The organism is Streptomyces sp. TLI_105 (assembly GCF_900105415.1).
Taxonomy (GTDB): Bacteria; Actinomycetota; Actinomycetes; order Streptomycetales; family Streptomycetaceae; genus Streptomyces.
This window is the reverse complement of sequence record NZ_FNSM01000001.1, coordinates 4,365,747-4,381,966: the sequence shown is the minus strand read 5'-3', so window position 1 is coordinate 4,381,966 and position 16,220 is coordinate 4,365,747. Positions and strand designations below refer to the sequence as shown.

Sequence of the window (16,220 nt, the reverse complement as noted above, 5' to 3'; positions counted from 1 at the left end):
GCGGCCGGCAGGAGGACCACGTCACGTCCCCTAGGGGATGTCACAGCTCGGTGGCAAGGACAGGCCTGAGGCGCGGTCGCACGGCGGAAGCGGGTACGTTCAAGGCGTGGCTGGATTCAGGAACGGACGCGGCCGGGACAACCGCCCCCCGCAACAACAACCGCAGCAGGCGCCGTACGGGTACAACGCGGCCCCGCCGCCCTACCCGCAGCAGCAGTGGCAGCAACCGCCGCAGGGGCAGCCGTACGGGCAGCAGCAGGGGCAGGCCTACGGGGAGCCGGAGTACTTCGGCGACCCGCAGCACCAGCAGCAGCACGCGGCGGCGAACAACCCGGGCCACACCCAGATGTTCAGCGTCGACGACCCGTACGGCGGCGCCGCGACGTACGACGCGGGCGCGCCCCCCGTGCCGACGGGTCCCCGGCTCCCCTGGAAGCAGCTCCTGAGCGGCATCGTGCTCCGTCCGGCGGACACGTTCCTGCGGATGCGGGACCACGCCGTCTGGGGCCCGGCACTGATCGTCACGTTCCTCTACGGGCTCCTCGCGATCTTCGGCTTCGACAAGGCCCGCGACGAGGCGCTCAACGCGACGATCTCCAGCACGATCCCGTACGTCCTGATGACGGCCCTCGGCTTCGTGCTGGGCGGTCTGATCCTGGGCGCGGTCACCCACACCCTCGCGCGCCAGCTGGGCGGCGACGGGGCCTGGCAGCCGACCGTCGGCCTCTCGATGCTGATCATGTCGATCACGGACGCGCCGCGCCTGCTCTTCGCGCTCTTCCTGGGCGGCGAGAACGGCCTGGTGCAGGTCCTCGGCTGGGCGACCTGGCTGGCGCTCGGCGCGCTCCTCACCCTGATGGTGAGCCGCTCCCACGACCTGCCGTGGCCGAAGGCGCTGGGCGCGTCGGCGATCCAGCTGGTGGCGCTGCTGAGCCTGATCAAGCTGGGCACGCTGTAACGCCCCCCTCCGACGTACGAAAGGCCCCCACCGCGCCGGTGGGGGCCTTTCGCGCATCCGTATCCGTGGGCTCAGGCGTCGAGGACCTGGCCCTCACGCTTCACGACGGGCGGCTCCACGCTCCACGGGAAGTTGATCCACTCGTCGGTCTTCTTCCACACGTACTCGCACTTCACGAGGGAGTGGGACTTCTCGTAGATGACGGCGGAGCGGACCTCGGCGACGTGGTCGACGCAGAAGTCGTGGACGAGCTTGAGCGTCTTGCCGGTGTCGGCGACGTCGTCGGTGATCAGGACCTTCTTGTCGGAGAAGTCGATCGCGTCCGGGACGGGCGCCAGCATGACCGGCATCTCCAGCGTGGTCCCCACACCCGTGTAGAACTCCACGTTCACGAGGTGGATGTTCTTGCAGTCCAGGGCGTAGGCCAGACCGCCGGCGACGAAGACGCCACCGCGGGCGATGGAGAGCACGATGTCGGGCTCGTAGCCGTCGTCGGCGATGGTCTGCGCCAGCTCGCGGACGGCGGTGCCGAAGCCCTCGTACGTCAGGTTCTCGCGTACTTCACTCATGCCTGCGACCGCCTCACACCTGGGTCCGATGGAAGTTCATGTAGGAGCGGGAGGCCGTCGGCCCCCGCTGGCCCTGGTACCGCGAGCCGTACCGCTCGCTCCCGTACGGGAACTCGGCGGGCGAGCTCAGCCGGAACATGCACAGCTGGCCGATCTTCATCCCCGGCCAGAGCTTGATCGGCAGGGTGGCGAGGTTCGACAGCTCCAGGGTCACGTGCCCCGAGAAACCGGGGTCGATGAACCCGGCGGTCGAGTGCGTGACGAGCCCGAGCCGCCCGAGAGAGCTCTTCCCTTCGAGCCTCGAGGCGATGTCGTCCGGCAGGGTGATGACCTCGTAGGTCGAGGCGAGCACGAACTCGCCCGGGTGCAGGATGAACGCCTCGTCGCCCTCCGGCTCGACCTCACGCGTCAGGTCGAGCTGCTCGACGGCGGGGTCGATGTGGGGGTAGCGGTGGTTCTCGAACACCCGGAAGAAGCGGTCAAGCCTCACGTCGATGCTCGAGGGCTGCACCATGGATTCGTCGTACGGGTCGATGCGCACCCGTCCGGCATCGATCTCGGCCCGGATGTCCTTGTCTGAGAGAAGCACGCCCCCACGATACGCAGAGGGCGCGGACCTGCCCCAATCGGCAGGCGCCCGCGCCCCGGCACCTCACGGCTCAGCGCCGCCCGACCTCCACCGGCACCGCATGCCGCAACCGCGCACACCGCGGACACCGGATGAGCCGCCCGGGCCCGATCCGCCCCGCACCGAGCTGCTGAAGCGGGAACGAGGCGGTACTGAACACATGCCCTTCGGCACAACGGACGACGGTGCGCTCCATCGAACCCATCAAGTCCCTTCCCCTACACATGTGGTGGACGATCAGCCACATTAGGGGATGAAGGGGGTGCCCTCCACGCGGCACTCCGCACAGCCGGAGGCGGGAGCTTCGCCTCAAGTGGCACATGGGGTACAGTGTGCAACGATGCGGCACGGATCACCCGGCCGCTGCGCGGATGTAGTTTAATGGTAGAACATGAGCTTCCCAAGCTTATAGCGCGGGTTCGATTCCCGTCATCCGCTCTTGAACGAAGCCCCAGGTCAGTGACCTGGGGCTTTGTCGTCGTCCAGACCTCTCGGGGACCGTGTGCCATTCGCGTGCCATGGGGGACCTCATGCGGCGTCAGATCAGCCGCTGATTCCCCTGGGCCGGCCGAGTGCCGTCACGCCCTGGGCGCCCCCGCTCGATCACTTGCGCCCGATCACTTGCCGCTGTCCTCGGCGAGGGTGTGGGCGACGAGGGCGTTGGCGTGGCCGTGGCCGAGGCCGTGCTCGGACTTGAGCCAGTTGACCAGCTCCATGTGCTTGGTCAACGGGGAGGACCGGATGAGGTCCTTCCATTCGGCGATCGGGCGGCCGTACTTCTTCTCGATGGAGGGGAAGTAGCTGGCAGGACCCTTCACTGCGTCGGTCACGGATGCCCCGTTTCGTATCGTGATGATCTTGGTCGTATCGATGATGCCGGAGGGAACGGCGGTCGGCTAGCGGTCGGCCGGGGCGGCCAGGCGGGCCGTCACCGCGCTCAGCCACAGCAGGCCGAGGCCGGCGCCGACGGTGAATGCCAGGACCGAGGCGGCCGAGGCCATGAAACCGGCGAGGACGACCGCGGGCACGACGCGGGACGCGACGGCCCAGCCGCGAAGGCCCCGGGCTGCGAGCGGACGGGCCAGCACCACGAAGGTGGCGCACAGGGCGAGGTAGCCGATCATTCCGCCGAACATGTGGACGGCGCCGTGCCCGCTCATCACGACCGCCTCGGGCGCCCCGATGGGAAAGCCCGCTCCGCCATCGGCCGGGAAGGCCGCCGCGGCCCAGAAGGAGGCGCCGAAGACGCCGACCAGGGCCGGCCCCCACGTCCCGCCGAGGCCACCGCGCAGCGCCCGCCGCAGGCCGGTCGCGCCGGCGATCAGCAGCGCGCCGGTGAGTACGAAACTCGCCGTCTGGATCCAACCCGCCTCGCCGAGGGCGAGCTGACTGATCGCGTTCCGCGTGAAGTCGAAACCGTCACGCGCCCATCCCTGGGCGAGTCCGACCGCCAGGAACAGCGGACCCGCCACCACACCGCCGGCCAGGGCCCACCGTGCCGTGGATCGCGCGGCGGACGCGGCGGAGACGACGTGGCGGGGTGCGGTGAGCATGTCGGTCATGGTGGGCCTTCCTCGCTTCGATGTCGTTCGCACCTATGACCGACGGCACGGAGCGGAGTCATCGCCCCCTTCGACGTGAAGTGGATCACACATGGGTCGAGCGGCTTCCCGCTCACGCCCGCAGGTGGAGGAGCGTGCCATTACGCGCCAGTAGAGGCGGTCGACAGCAAACGACAAGGCGGCCGAAGAGATGGTGACGAAGACGGCCGACTCGGGTAGGCGTCAGTGGAGAAGTAGGGCCGTCCGGCCGGGGCTGGTTCGAACGCCCCAGCCGGCGGTACGACGGCTGCACCGGCTGGGCCTGTCCGTTCTCGTTGGCACGGCCACTCAACGACACCCCCTGGGCATCACCTCGACCGTGCGACTCCGCCGGGACCCGGAGGCGGGGGCGGAAACTTGTGGACAGCGACGGTCGCGCAGCCACTGTCCACACTCCGCGCCGCCGCGCGCTGCCGGCAGACGTCGGCGTCGATGTCGTCGGCAAGCTTGCGCTGGTGGGCCTTGATGGAGTGCTGGTAGATCAGCTGGGCCCGCCATGTCGTTCCGTAGCCGCCCCCGGTATCCCCGCCCCCTGCCCGAGATCGACGAAGAGCGGCTCGCCCGTACACGGACGTGCGCGGGATGCGAGATCCGCTACGGCGTCTTCGGCGAGCACCGCTACTGCCCCTCGTGCGGTCGACTGCCAGCGGCCACCGTCGCCTTCGACGCGCTGCAGGCGGAAACCGCCCGGCTCGACGCACTGGCCTCACTGCCCGACGAGATCCGGGCCGCCGTGCGCGAGCAGGGTGTGTTCACCCGCAGTTGGGTCGACACGATCGAGAACGTTGTGGGTGTCGTCGAGGCACTCGGATCCTCCGTGTTCCATGAGCACGTCGCGGACGCGGAAGAGCGGCTGCGCGGCAAGGGGAGCATCTTCCAGCGACTCGACGACATGCCAGACCTCTTCGTCTCGGCCGGCTTCCCCGACGTACGCGGTTCGGTGGAGTCACCCGCCTGGCAGCGGCTGCTCCGGACCTGGGCTGCGCGCCACGCCTCACCCACAACGACGGGGTCGTCGACGAGAAGTACCTGCGCCGGGTGCCGACTTCCAGTCCCCCTCGGCCAAGGGCTCGTGATCTCGGACGCCGACTGCAGGCAGGCGGTCGGGGACGCCACCGCGCTGTGTCGAGCCCTCGTGGACGTCGGGCCCCGGTAGATCCCGGTTCCAGATCCTTGGCCTTCAGGGCGGCGTTACGCGTCGCGGGCAAGCGCGGGTCCATGGGGCGTCACGACCTGGGGTTTCGTCGTTGTCCAGTCCCGCCACTCAGTTCGACACGGCGTCCAGGGCGGCAAGGTCCTCCGGGTCGAGAAGTAGTTCGGCCGCCGCGATGTTGTCCTCCACGTGGGCCACCGAGGAAGTGCCGGGAATCGCGAGGACGACCGGTGACCTGGCCAGCGTCCAGGCCAGCTTGACCTGTTCGGGAGAGGCTCCGTTCCGGGCGGCGATCCGGGCGAGTGGTTCGGCCGGCTCGGGGCGGCCCAGGCTTTCCAGAGAGAAGAACGGCACGAACGCGATGCCCTGCCGGGTGCAGGCGTCGAGGACTTCCGGGCGCCGGCGGTGGAAGAGGCCGTACATGTTCTGCACCGCCGCCACCGGGGCGATCCGCTGCGCACTGGCGAGCTGTCCGGTGGTCGTGTTGCTGAGGCCGAGGTGCCGGATCAGCCCCTCCTCCCGGAGGGCGGCGAGCGCTCCGAATCGTTCGGCAACTGCTTCGTCGTCCTCGTGGAGCCGCAGATAGACGAGGTCGAGGCGGTCCTGGCCGAGTTCCCGCAGTGTGCGGTGGACGCCGGCGACGAGTTCCCGGGGCCCGGCCGGGGCGCCCCACCTGCCGTCGGGGTGTCGGACCGGGCCGACCTTGACCGCCAGGACCAGGTCCTCGGGATAGGGATGCAGGACGCGACGGATCAGGCCGTTGGCCGAGAGCCCGTCGTGGAAGTAGAACCAGGCGGTGTCGATGTGGTTCACCCCGAGTTCGACGGCCCGCCTCAGCACGGCCGCCGACGTCTCCGGATCATTCGCGGGACCGGCGATCTCCCGGGCCGGAAGTCGCATGGCACCGAAGCCCAGGCGGGCGACGGGAAGGTCTCCGCCGAGAAGGAAGGCGGCGGACGGGTTCTCACGGGTCGTGGTCATGCTTCCAGATCCTCGAGAAGCCTCGTGTCGAAGGCGAACGAATGGCAGTTTGGTGCCATGACGGAGAAAAGCATCGTGACGCTGCGGGGCGAGGCCGAGCTGGCGCGGCGTGCGGGTGCCCTGTTCGAGGGGGTGCGGCAAGAGTTCCTCTGTACCGCCGGGGAGCCCGAGACGTGGTCGGCTGCCGCCCCTCGCGCGCCTCGCACGCTCTCGCCGGGTCTCGTGGTGCGCAAGTTGTACGGGCCCGGCGTCTTCCGGGACCCCAGTGGTCAGGAGCTGCTCAAGCGCCTTGGCGAGGCCGGCGCGGAGATCCGGATCTCACCCGCACCCCCGGCCCACGAGGCGATCGTCGTCGACCGGCGCCTCGCGGTACTGGCGGCACCGCGGTCCGCTGCAGGAGAACCCCGTGTGTACAGCGTCGTCCAGGAACCGGACGTGGTGGCAGGGGTGCGAGCCCTGTTCGAGACGGCCTGGGAGACCTCGACGGACCTTGCCACGTACCGTCGTACGCCGTTTCCCCGTCTCGATGACGCCGAGCGGGACGTCTTGCGGGCCCTGGCCGCCGGTCATACGGACGAGGCCGCGTCCCGCCGATTGGGAGTGTCCCTGCGAACCTACCGCCGACGGGTCGCCGCGCTCATGGCCTCGCTGGGCGCGCAGTCCCGCTTCCAGGCCGGTCTGCGGGCCCGCGAGATCCTCGGACGACACTCGGACGCCTGACGGTGTCCGGGCGGCCGGAGGTGGACACGAGCCGTGCCACAACGTGCCAGTAGGGCCGGCGAACAGCGGTCACCAGCGGTCGGACAACGCAGCCGAGCCGAGGCTGTGCCCGTTGCATTTCCGCAGGTCAGCCCCTATGGACGAGCCCAAGTGCCGGGTGATTCCCAAGCTTATAGCGCGGGTTCGATTCCCGTCATACGCTCTTGAACGAAGCCCCAGGTCAGTGACCTGGGGCTTCGTCGTTGTCCAGACCTCTTGGGGGCTACTCCCGCACCACCTACGCGGCGCCATAGCGTCGCGCGGGTGCGCCTCCGGCTGGAGCCTGACGCGCAACCGGGGCAGATCCTGGAGCAGCTCGGCCGGGAGACGCTCGCACGCGCACGGGACTCGGCAGGCCCGGACCGTCTCCCGTCCGAGGCCAGCCTCCGGGAGGTCCGCCACAGGGCCCATCGCCTGGACCGAACCGCTTTTACCCTCCACTCGGAACGGCCTGGTCCTGCGGGGCGGGTAGCTCCGGTCTTCCCTGCGCGGGTACGGATGCCGATCCTGCGGCCCGGCCGGGTGCCGCCTGCCGCCTTCCGGTGCGCCGTGCCGCGCGGCGCCACAGTCGGGGCAGGAAGGCGTAGAAGCGGTCGGGCAGGAACACGGCGTCCGCGATGATCATCGCGCCGGAGAAGAGCGGCAGCCCCATGAGTACGGCGATGCCGATGTGCATCCCGAGCAGCACGGCAAGAACGGGGTACTTGAGCCGGCCGAAGAGCACGAACGGGAAGGCGACCTGGACGAGCACCGTGACGTAGCCGGTGATCGCGATCACCATCGGGAAATCGTCCACGAGGTGGGAGAGCGCGGGCCAGGGCTGGAACAGTTCGAGGTTCAGCGCGTAGTGCAGAGCGGTGCCGCCGCCCCAGGTGGAACCCTGGACCTTGTACAGGCCCGCCGATCCGTAGAGGAAGCAGACCTGTGCGGCGATGACGAAGACGCCGCAGTTGTGCACCACGGTGGTCAAGGTGACGCGGGCGTGGCGGAGTTCCTGCGCGTACAAGCCCCGCACCGGCTCCGGCACGTCGCCCGCACGAGCCGACTTGAGCCGGTCGCGACGTGCGTCCAGGGACCAGCGCCGACCACACGCGGTCAGGACGAGGTACATGGCCATCAGCAGGACCAGGTTGTCGCCCCCGTCCGTCATGAAGATCGACCTCGCGTGGAACGAGATCACCACGACGGCGAAGAGGACGGACACGACGCGGGTCCGCCAGCCCAGGACGAACAGTACGGACGTGACGACGGCCATCGCGTAGCAGAACTCGAAATAGGCGGGGCTGTCGGACAGGATCAGGACGCTGTTCCAGCCCGTCTGCTCGAAGAGCTGTTCCGCCAGCGCAGGCGTCCAAGGGGATTCGGGTCCCCAGATCTCTCCACGGTGCGGGAACTCGCGGAGCAGGAAGACCAGGTAGAGCAGTCCGTAGCCGATGCGCAGCACCGAGGCGGCATACAGGGACACCGGGCGGCCGGTGAGGAGGGCCCACAGAGCGCTGACCTGGCCGAGGAGCCACTGATGGGCGGCTCCGATGAGCGAAGCCCCTGGACTCTGGGGGCGTTGTAGCGCGGCTGCCACAGGGGAGGGCTGCTCATTTCCCATGGGGGGTCACCTTCCACCAGGGCAGGAGCCGGTTCTCGGTGGGTACCGGCGGGCGGTCACCGGCGGCGGTGCCGGGAGCGGCGATGGGCGTCGTGACGACCCGAAGCTGAACGAAGTCGAACGTGTCGTCAGCGTGGCGGGCGGCGAAGCGGTCCGCGGCGATATTGCGCAGGTACTTCTGCATCATCACCGCCCGTTCCGAGCGTGCCGTGTCGCTTCCTCCGTGCGTCTCGACATAGGAGCTCCAGGCGCGGCGCAAAAGGTTCTGAGCCGTGTGGCTCGGAAATGGGTTGTGGTCGACTGCGGCATTGTCCACGGCGGCCAGGTCGAACCATGGGCTCACTCGTACCGATCCGTCGGAGGCCGTTTGTGCAGTTCTCGCCAGGACCTTCCGGTTGAAGGAATCGGGGTCCGGTGCGAAAAGTCGCCAATTCTGCTCGAAAAGGGGGTACACCCATCCGTTGACCTGTGGGCTGTACCGCTTCGATACGGGGTTGGAGGGGGCTACGTGAAGGAACACCATGACGACGTGGACCAGCGTGGTCACCAGACACAGGGCCACGGCCGTGCGCAGCCCCGCTCTCAGCGCCCGGACCCTCATGGGCCGTCTGTCCGGCGGGGTCGCTCTGTCGTGTTCTGGTGGCAGGGGGGCCGGATCGGAACCGCACTGCTGAAGTTCCTGCACGGCCGCTGTTTCGATTCCGCTCGACACCGCCCACCCTGTCCTTCACGTATGCGCTGCTCGCGCCTGAGTCTCTGCGTCTCTCACCGGCGGCGCACGACGGAACCGCTGAGGATTCCGCCGCGCGCCGTCATCCGATGAACGGTCCTGATGCGGCCTGCTGATCAGCCCTCGTGGACCGCGGGCTTGTCGGCGTAGCCGTAGTGCCCGTCAGCCTGGTCGCCGTGGTCGCCGTGGTCCGGCTTGCCGGGCCCCTCGTCGTGCCCGTGCTCCGGCCCACCATGGTCGGGGCCACCGTGCTCCGGCCCACCGTGCTCGGGCCCACCGTGCTCGGGCCCACCGTGCTCCGGCCCACCGTGCTCCGGCCCACCGTGCTCGGGCCCACCGTGCTCGGGCCCACCGTGCTCGGGCCCACCGTGCTCGGGCCCACCGTGCTCCGGCTTGCCGCCGTTCCCGCCGGTGATGGAGCCGCCGGTCGTGTTCCCGGCGCTGTTGCCCGATGTGTTACCACCAGTGGTGTTCCCGGCGGTGTTGCCCACCGTGTTCCCGGAGGTGTTGCCCGCGATGTTCCCCGAGGTGCCACCGCCCACCAGGTTGACGCTGGGCCCGCCGATGAGGGTGCCGCCGATCAGACCCAGAGTCGTACCCGTCGTCGCTCCGGTGGTCCCCCCCGCCGTCGTGCCGGTGGTCGTGCCCGTCGTCGCTCCGGTCGTCGTGCCGGTGGTCGTGCCCGTCGTCGCTCCGGTCGTCGTGCCGGTGGTCGCTCCGGTCGTCGTGCCGGTGGTCGTGCCGGTGGTCGTCCCGCCGGTGGCGCACCCGCCGAGGAAGATCCTGTTGTTGTTGAGCGTCACCTCGCCCTCACGGGCCAGCGCCCGACCCTCGACGCTCGCCCCCTGGTTCACGAAGATCGAGGTCAGAGCCATGATGGTGCCCACGAAGGTGGAGGTGGTGCCGAGGGTCGCCGAACTCCCGATCTGCCAGTAGACGTTGCACGGCGAAGCGCCGTTCGTGAGCAGAATCCTGCTGTTGGGCGCCGTCGTCAGGGCTTCAGGGATTTGGAACACCCAGACCGCGTTGGGGTTTCCCCCGGCGTTCAGGATCAGGTCACCGGTGAGGCCGACACCGGATGTGGCCCTGTGGACGCCGGGAAGCAGCTCCTGGCCCCCGCCGATTCCTGCGGCGAGCGGGAAGTCCGGCGCCTGGCCCGTGAGTTGGCCGGCCGCGTTGTTGTACGCCACGATCAGATCGCTCTTGGCCTGGGCGGCCGCGGCGTCCGCGGGGTGCACAGCGCCGAGCACCAGGCCGGGCGGGAAGCCGGTGATGGCCGGGTTCGGGTGCGTCCCGAGGTCGTGATCGAGCACCGAGCTGCCGGTGTTGGTGACTCCCTGCCCTGCCAGAACGGAGTAGCTGGCGGTCGTGCCCAGAGGTACTGGTGTCGCGATGGCAAGTGCCTGCGTCGGCGTCACGGCGACCATGACGGCGGCAACTGTCGCGGAGAGGGTCGAGGCCAGCCCGCCGGACAGAATGCGGCGCTGAGTCGTTCGAGGGATGTGCAGCTTCATCAAGAGGCCATTTTCTGTGGGGGGGCCATGGCACACGCCGGGCCTACGGATCACCCGGAATGCCTTCTAGCTGTGGCCGCATATTACGCGGGAAAATTTCCGCACCCACGCCAGGAGAAAACGAGGAGGGGGGATGTATATAAAAGTATTCGACGCCACCGGGCGTGATGAAAATATGCAATTGCATGCTGCCGACGATTCGGAACATCGCCGGATGAGTGAAATCCGATCAGCTCACACGAAGCGGCATCGCACACCCGTTCATGAACCCGACCCCGACGTGACCGCGGATGTACGCCGACCGGGTCGAATCAAGAGCGCCGCAGCATGGGCGTGGCGCGCGGGACGAAAAGCGCAAGAAGGCGCAGCATCAGCGGCAGGTTCTTCCCGATGCCGGCCGCGTGCGGGCCGGGGGTCGGTTCCGAGGCGTCCGCACAGCCCAGCGCGTCGTCCTCTGGGCTCAGGACGCGTAGAGCTTGATGGCGTCGGTGATGAAGTGCCGGCTCTGCTCCGGGGCGAGGGCCAGCGCCCGCAGCCGGGCGTGCGTCACGCTGTACTGCTGTACGTCGGACGTCTTCTCCAGGCAGAGGCCGCTGGTGAACCTCTCCAGGTACACCACCGCCTCACGGGTGTCGGAGAACTCCAGGATGGAGAACTGTCCCGTCAGCCCTGGGTGAGCGCCTGCGCTGTGAGGGAGCACCTCGACGGTGATGTGCGGCTCGGTGCTGAGCGCGTGCAGGTGCTCCAGTTGCTCGCGCATGATCTCCCGGCTGCCGACGACGCGCCGCAGGGCCGATTCGTCCAGGACGACCCACAGATGCAACCGGCGGGCGGGGTCATAGATCCGGTACTGACGGCGGAGTCGCACCTTCAGTCGCGCGGCCGCCTGGTCGACCGTGACGAGGGGGATCGTTTCCTCGATGACCGCGGCGGCGTAGGCGGGGGTCTGCAGCAGGCCGGGGACCACCATGGACTCGTAGGCTCGGATGGAGGTGGCGACCGCCTCCAGGTCGAGGTAGACGCTGTGGGGGATGTCGCCGTAGGAGTGCCACCAGCCCGGTCGGCTCGACTCCCTGGCCAGGGCCGTCAGGTGGTCGACGAGATGCTGGTCGGTGACGCCGTAGAGCACGCAGAGATCGCGTACGTCGCGGGGGCTGACCGCACGGCGGCCCGTCTCCATGTGACTGACCTTGGCCTGGGAGATCAGCAGTTCCGCCGCGACCTGCGTGCCGGTCATACCGCGGTCCTCACGGAGCCGGCGCAGCTCCGCCCCCAGTCGTCGTCCCGTGACGGTGGGGTTGTTGTTCGCCGCCATGGGCGGTGTACCTCCGGCTCCAAGCCACTACGTGCCCGAGCAGATTGGCACGGAGCACCGGTTGTTGATCACGCGCCGTGCCGCCGGTGTCGTGCGTCGGGAAAAAGGATTGTGCCGATGTAACGTGCCCGGCGTCGCCCGTACGAACCAGCGCTCCGCCTGCCCGCGCGGGGCCGCCGACACCTCATGACCGGCGAGATACAGCCGTGGTTCTCCCGGCACGCGCGTGCCCGCGGTCACGCCCGCGACCGCGGGCCGGGCAGGCGTTCCCGATCCGGAAAATCAGCTGGTCGGAGACCGCTCGCCCGCCCCCGGCGCGGAGTAGGCTGAAGATACCGGGAGTAACTCGAACACCCGCTCCCACGCGGACGTCGTTTCCGGCGATCAATACACTGGGCCGCCCTGCAGGGCGGCCCGGAGACGGGTCCGCGATCATGACCACCGCCCTCGCGCCCACGCTTCCGGCGCGCCTGTCGCTGACGCCGGAGACCCCACTCGCCGGCCTCCTGGACGGCGCCTGGTGGCCTCGTACGCGCGACCTCGCCGCCGAACTTCCGCCCCTGGTCGACGCGCTGGAGGAGCGGTACGGGCGCATCACACGCGTCGCGGTGAACCCCACCCGCTGGCCCGTCGTCCCGCACAAGGTCGCCGCCACCGGACACATCGTGCACGTGGGCTGGTTCACCGAACAGGATCCCGACAAGATGATCCTGCTCTCCTACACCACCGGCCGCTGCGACCTGCTGGTGATCCCGCCCGGGACCGAACCCGCCGCAGCCGCCCGGCTCATGACCGCCGCAGCCCTCCCCGGCAGCGTCCTGGCCGCCGGTGCCCTGATGTCCGACGAAGCCGCGACCGGTCGCCGCACGCGCGACACCCGAAGCGTCGAAGACGCGTGGGAGACCGACGGCGGGTCCGTCCCGCCGCCCCTCCGGCACCCGCTCGTCGGCGCGCGGATGATCCCGCTGCCGGGAAACCCGCGGAGGTGACGTCATGGAGACCCTGATCGCGGTCGCCGCGATCGCCCTGCTGATCGCGCTCGGCACGCGCCTGATCCACCGGCTCAACGCCCAGCACGACGCGCGCATCGCCGCCCACCGCTTCAGCGACCCGTTCCCGGCCCTCCGCCGGCCACCCGGCCACAGCCACCCCACGCCGACGGAGCGAGCCGCCCACCGCAGGCGCACGGGCACCTGGCCCTGACCGCCCCCTGACCACTCCTCCGACCGAAGGCCGCGGGCGGGGCACCCGACACCCGGGACAACCCGCCCGCCGGCCTCTCGCCCACCCGTGAAGGGACCACGACCCTTGCACCCCACCGACACCGCGCCCCTGCCCTCGGCCGGACAGGCCGAGATCCGCATCGTCGCCGCCACCCCCGAAGCCGCCCGCGCGGTCGCCCAGGTCATCCGCCGCTCCTTCGCCGGGACGGAACAGCGCAGCTATCCCGTTCCCGACGGCGGCACGCGCCTCCACCTCACCGTCGACACCGAAACCACCGCGGAACCCGCCCTCTCCTGGCTCACCACCAGCAGCCCGTCCTCACGCGCCGGCACCACCCACGCCGACGAGGTGTGAGGACCCGCGGCCGTTCCCACCCGTACGAAGGGACTCGATCATGGCGACACTCCGCGAGCGTCAGGGGTACCGCGACCGGGTCCTGACCGCCCTCTACCAAGCCACCGAAGGCAACCGCCTCCTCGGCGTCCCGGGGCGGAAACTGCGCAACGACCTGCGCATCCCGGAGGAGGACCTGGCCGCCGCCTGCACCTACCTCGCCGGCGAGGGCCTGATCAGCGTCGACTGGGAACCGGGCAACACACCCGCGATGGTCTCCCTCACCCACCAGGGGATCCGCCGCATGGAGGCCGAAGAGGAAGAACGCGGCTGAGCCGGAACGCCCCATGGCCCGCCCCGGGCCGCAGTCGTAGAATCGGACATGGATCGAGCACTCTCACGTGCGACGGTCCGGAAGGGCGGCCTCGGCGTAGTGAATGCGCTGGGGCCGTTGTGACGACCACCGCCATGGAGCCACGCACCCCACGTCATGCCACCGCCCGTACGGGTGACCCGCCTCGCGCGCAAGACCCAGCCCGAGGAAGCGGGACGGCGAGATCATCAGCCATCACGGCACGGACGTGTCGCAGGGGACCGGAAGGCAGCCGGCCCGCCCTCTCCCACACTCGTGGCGCGGGTCGATCCCCGTCGTCCCGAACGAAGGCCCCAGTCGGGGCGGCGCCCCCGTCACTCGCCGTGCGGATACGCCTTCCCGGAAGACGCATCCGGAGAAAGCCGGCGCGGGCTCCCGCGGAGGACACCCGTCGACGTGCTCCGGTCTCCGGAGTGACTCCAGATCCCTGTGTGCGGGACGGTCCGCATGTGGGTGGTGACTTCCGATGGGGGACAGCCCTACCGTGGAAAGACAGGGAACAGACCCGGGGCTGGTGTCATGCCGGTCGGTCTCGGAGACCCGAGCCTGGCCGCCACATCGGTCGGCATGGCATCGCGGTCCGTGGACAGCGGACGCGTCGGGGACGCCTTCGGACACTGGCTCTGACCCGTGACGCCCATCCCGGCCGACGGAGCGCTGTTCAGCGGGGTCCGGCACGTGGAGGTGCCAGATATGGAGCGCAGTCAGGACAGCCCGGCTCAGCCCAAGTCGCGGGGGCGGCGTGTGGCCGACAGTCGTGCGGTGGAGGTCGCGTCCAGGCTCGGGCTCTGCGCCCGGGGAGTGATCTACGTGCTGGTGGGGATTCTGGCCGTGCGGATCGGCCTCGGCAACGACAGCGGCCAGGAGGCCGACCGGTCCGGCGCGGTGGGGACCCTCGGCGAGCAGCCGTTCGGCCGGGCCCTGCTGTGGGCGCTGGTGGTGGGGCTGGCGGCGATGGCGCTGTGGCGGCTGGCCGAGGCGGCGTTCGGGCAGACGGTGGAGGGTGGCGACAAGTGGAGCCGGCGTCTGGGCTCCTTGGGCATGGCGGTGTTCTACGCGGTGATCTGCATCGGCGTGGCGCAGACGGCGCTGGTCGGCGGATCCTCCGGGGGCCGCCCCGGTGACGAGACGTCGAAGGAGTACACCGCCAGGGTGCTGGACTGGCCGGGCGGCCGGGTGATCGTCGGCGTGTTCGGGGTCGTCCTGATCGTCGTGGGTGTGGTGATCCTGGTGCGCAGCCTGATGCGGAAGTTCGAGAAGGATCTCCGGACGGACGAGATGCGCCCGGCGACGCGGCGGGTCGTCGCGTTCCTGGGCATCGTCGGCGGCGCGGCGTGCGGCGTGGTCGCGGCCGGGGCCGGCCTGTCCGTCCTGCTGGCCGCCGTGCGATACGACCCCGGCCAGGCCAAGGGCCTGGACGAGACCTTGCGCTCGTTCGCCACCACGCCCGCAGGACCTGCCCTGCTGATCGCCGCCGCCGTGGGCCTCCTGCTGTTCGGCCTGTACTCGTTCTGCGAAGCCCGCTGGCGCAAGGCCGCCGAGCACGGGACTCCGGCGGAACAGCCGACCGGGGCCGCGGGCCCGGGGACACGTCCCGGTGCGCCCTAGCAAGGGGAACTCGTCCGGTGGCGTGGGCCGTTCGTCTCCGTTCGGGCGGTTGCGCCGCACCTCCCGCCGTGTGCGGGCCGGACGCCGATGGCTCCAGGTGAGCGATCTCGACCTGTGGCAGCGTTCGCTGGGCTTCGCGGCCCTCGGTTTCCTGACCTTGGTACCCCTGCTGATCGTCGTGTCCGCCGCGGATCCGGCGAGTGGGCGGGGATTCGCGCAGTGGCTGGGGGACGGGCTGGGCGTGTCGACGGCCGCCAGGGAGGACATCGAGCGGTTGTTCGCCCTGCCGGGCCAGACCCTGCGGACCACGACGGCGTTCGGCCTCGCGGTGCTCGCCGTGTTCGGGGTGTCGTTCGGGGCGACGGTGCAGAGCGGCTACGAGAAGGTGTGGGACCTTCCCCCGGCCCGCTGGTGGGCCAGGTGGCGGCACGTGGTGTGGCTCGCCGTCCTCATCGGATTCCTCTTCCTGTCCGCGGTCACGCCACTGTGGCGCGCGGCACCGGCCCGCGAGGTGATCACCATGCTGAGCGGCGTCCTGTTCTTCTGGTGGTCCCAGCGGATGCTGCTCGGCGGCCGGGTCCCCTGGCCCGCCCTGCTGCCCGGCGCGGTGACCACCATGGCCGGGCTGCTCGGCCTGCGAGTCTTCTCCCGGCTCGTCTTCTCACCGCTGATCGCGTCCAGCGCCGTCACCTACGGCCCGATCGGAACCGTCCTGGTCATCCAGTCCTGGCTGGTCGGGGTCGGCGTCGTCTTCTTCGGCGGCGCACTGGCCGGCCGTCTCCTCCACGAGGGACTCCCCCGCCTGGCGCATGCCCTGAAACGGCGAAGGTGAGGTCCTGCCCCCCCCTGATCTGCCGCACGGGCAGGCGGA

The 16,220-nt window shown here is 69.9% G+C and carries 18 protein-coding genes and 1 tRNA gene; 10 read left to right on the top strand and 9 right to left on the bottom strand.

Going from position 1 to position 16,220, the window contains the following annotated elements:
* Positions 1 to 106: 106 nt before the first annotated feature.
* Entirely contained in the window at positions 107 to 958 is an 852-nt protein-coding gene (locus BLW86_RS20065; protein WP_093875307.1) for a Yip1 family protein, read from the top strand.
* A gap of 71 nt (positions 959 to 1,029) precedes the next feature.
* On the opposite strand, the gene BLW86_RS20060 is transcribed toward BLW86_RS20065, so the two are convergent.
* Together BLW86_RS20060 and dcd are read right to left on the bottom strand one after the other, a co-directional pair.
* Positions 1,030 to 1,527 (bottom strand): phosphoribosyltransferase, encoded by a 498-nt coding sequence (locus tag BLW86_RS20060; protein WP_024755952.1) that lies wholly within the window; start codon positions 1,525 to 1,527, stop codon positions 1,030 to 1,032.
* 13 nt (positions 1,528 to 1,540) lie between these two features.
* Positions 1,541 to 2,116: a dCTP deaminase gene (gene dcd, locus BLW86_RS20055; RefSeq protein WP_030690788.1), complete on the bottom strand. Its 576-nt coding sequence runs from the start codon at positions 2,114 to 2,116 to the stop codon at positions 1,541 to 1,543.
* Positions 2,117 to 2,522: 406 nt separating this feature from the next.
* On the opposite strand from dcd, the gene BLW86_RS20045 reads away from it, so the two are divergent.
* Positions 2,523 to 2,593: transfer RNA gene (locus BLW86_RS20045), tRNA-Gly, on the top strand.
* A gap of 179 nt (positions 2,594 to 2,772) precedes the next feature.
* Here the strand turns inward: BLW86_RS20045 and BLW86_RS20040 are convergent.
* Both BLW86_RS20040 and BLW86_RS20035 read right to left on the bottom strand, forming a co-directional pair.
* Positions 2,773 to 2,985 (bottom strand): DUF4287 domain-containing protein, encoded by a 213-nt coding sequence (locus tag BLW86_RS20040; protein WP_041130004.1) that lies wholly within the window; start codon positions 2,983 to 2,985, stop codon positions 2,773 to 2,775.
* 66 nt (positions 2,986 to 3,051) lie between these two features.
* Positions 3,052 to 3,717 carry a DUF998 domain-containing protein gene (locus BLW86_RS20035; protein WP_093875305.1) on the bottom strand — a complete coding sequence of 222 codons (666 nt, stop codon included), beginning with the start codon at positions 3,715 to 3,717 and terminating at the stop codon, positions 3,052 to 3,054.
* Positions 3,718 to 4,252: 535 nt separating this feature from the next.
* On the opposite strand from BLW86_RS20035, the gene BLW86_RS42090 reads away from it, so the two are divergent.
* Positions 4,253 to 4,912 carry a hypothetical protein gene (locus tag BLW86_RS42090; protein WP_093875304.1) on the top strand — a complete coding sequence of 220 codons (660 nt, stop codon included), beginning with the start codon at positions 4,253 to 4,255 and terminating at the stop codon, positions 4,910 to 4,912.
* Between the two features lie 108 nt (positions 4,913 to 5,020).
* Here the strand turns inward: BLW86_RS42090 and BLW86_RS20025 are convergent, their stop codons facing one another.
* On the bottom strand, positions 5,021 to 5,890 hold the full coding sequence (locus BLW86_RS20025; protein ID WP_093875303.1) for an aldo/keto reductase: 870 nt from the start codon (positions 5,888 to 5,890) through the stop codon (positions 5,021 to 5,023).
* Positions 5,891 to 5,947: 57 nt separating this feature from the next.
* Between BLW86_RS20025 and BLW86_RS20020 the strand changes: the two genes are divergently transcribed.
* Positions 5,948 to 6,610: a helix-turn-helix transcriptional regulator gene (locus BLW86_RS20020; protein WP_093875302.1), complete on the top strand. Its 663-nt coding sequence runs from the start codon at positions 5,948 to 5,950 to the stop codon at positions 6,608 to 6,610.
* Between the two features lie 469 nt (positions 6,611 to 7,079).
* Here the strand turns inward: BLW86_RS20020 and BLW86_RS20010 are convergent, their stop codons facing one another.
* From BLW86_RS20010 to BLW86_RS19995, 4 genes are all read right to left on the bottom strand, one after another.
* A complete protein-coding gene (locus BLW86_RS20010; RefSeq protein ID WP_107466099.1) occupies positions 7,080 to 8,252 on the bottom strand; it encodes an HTTM domain-containing protein in 1,173 nt (390 codons plus the stop codon).
* Positions 8,242 to 8,853, bottom strand: coding sequence for a DUF5819 family protein (locus BLW86_RS20005; protein ID WP_093875301.1), 612 nt, complete (start codon positions 8,851 to 8,853; stop codon positions 8,242 to 8,244). The genes BLW86_RS20010 and BLW86_RS20005 overlap by 11 nt, the downstream gene beginning before the upstream one ends.
* Positions 8,854 to 9,098: 245 nt before the next feature.
* Entirely contained in the window at positions 9,099 to 10,496 is a 1,398-nt protein-coding gene (locus BLW86_RS20000) for an ice-binding family protein (protein WP_093875300.1), read from the bottom strand.
* Positions 10,497 to 10,956: 460 nt separating this feature from the next.
* Complete coding sequence (locus BLW86_RS19995) at positions 10,957 to 11,811, bottom strand: helix-turn-helix domain-containing protein (protein WP_093875299.1); 855 nt, start codon at positions 11,809 to 11,811, stop codon at positions 10,957 to 10,959.
* Between the two features lie 434 nt (positions 11,812 to 12,245).
* Here BLW86_RS19995 and BLW86_RS19990 point away from each other — a divergent pair, with 434 nt between their 5' ends.
* The 6 genes from BLW86_RS19990 (at position 12,246) to BLW86_RS19965 (ending at position 16,181) form a co-directional block, all read left to right on the top strand.
* Positions 12,246 to 12,800, top strand: a complete 555-nt coding sequence (locus tag BLW86_RS19990) for a DUF5994 family protein (RefSeq protein WP_093875298.1) — start codon at positions 12,246 to 12,248, stop codon at positions 12,798 to 12,800.
* 4 nt (positions 12,801 to 12,804) lie between these two features.
* Positions 12,805 to 13,014: a hypothetical protein gene (locus tag BLW86_RS19985; RefSeq protein WP_093875297.1), complete on the top strand. Its 210-nt coding sequence runs from the start codon at positions 12,805 to 12,807 to the stop codon at positions 13,012 to 13,014.
* Between the two features lie 105 nt (positions 13,015 to 13,119).
* Positions 13,120 to 13,389 carry a hypothetical protein gene (locus BLW86_RS19980; RefSeq protein ID WP_093875296.1) on the top strand — a complete coding sequence of 90 codons (270 nt, stop codon included), beginning with the start codon at positions 13,120 to 13,122 and terminating at the stop codon, positions 13,387 to 13,389.
* A 40-nt stretch (positions 13,390 to 13,429) separates the two neighbouring features.
* A complete protein-coding gene (locus BLW86_RS19975; RefSeq protein WP_093875295.1) occupies positions 13,430 to 13,702 on the top strand; it encodes a hypothetical protein in 273 nt (90 codons plus the stop codon).
* 801 nt (positions 13,703 to 14,503) lie between these two features.
* Positions 14,504 to 15,349: a DUF1206 domain-containing protein gene (locus BLW86_RS19970; protein ID WP_256341365.1), complete on the top strand. Its 846-nt coding sequence runs from the start codon at positions 14,504 to 14,506 to the stop codon at positions 15,347 to 15,349.
* Positions 15,350 to 15,446: 97 nt separating this feature from the next.
* Complete coding sequence (locus BLW86_RS19965) at positions 15,447 to 16,181, top strand: ribonuclease BN (RefSeq protein WP_371129538.1); 735 nt, start codon at positions 15,447 to 15,449, stop codon at positions 16,179 to 16,181.
* Positions 16,182 to 16,220: the final 39 nt, after the last annotated feature.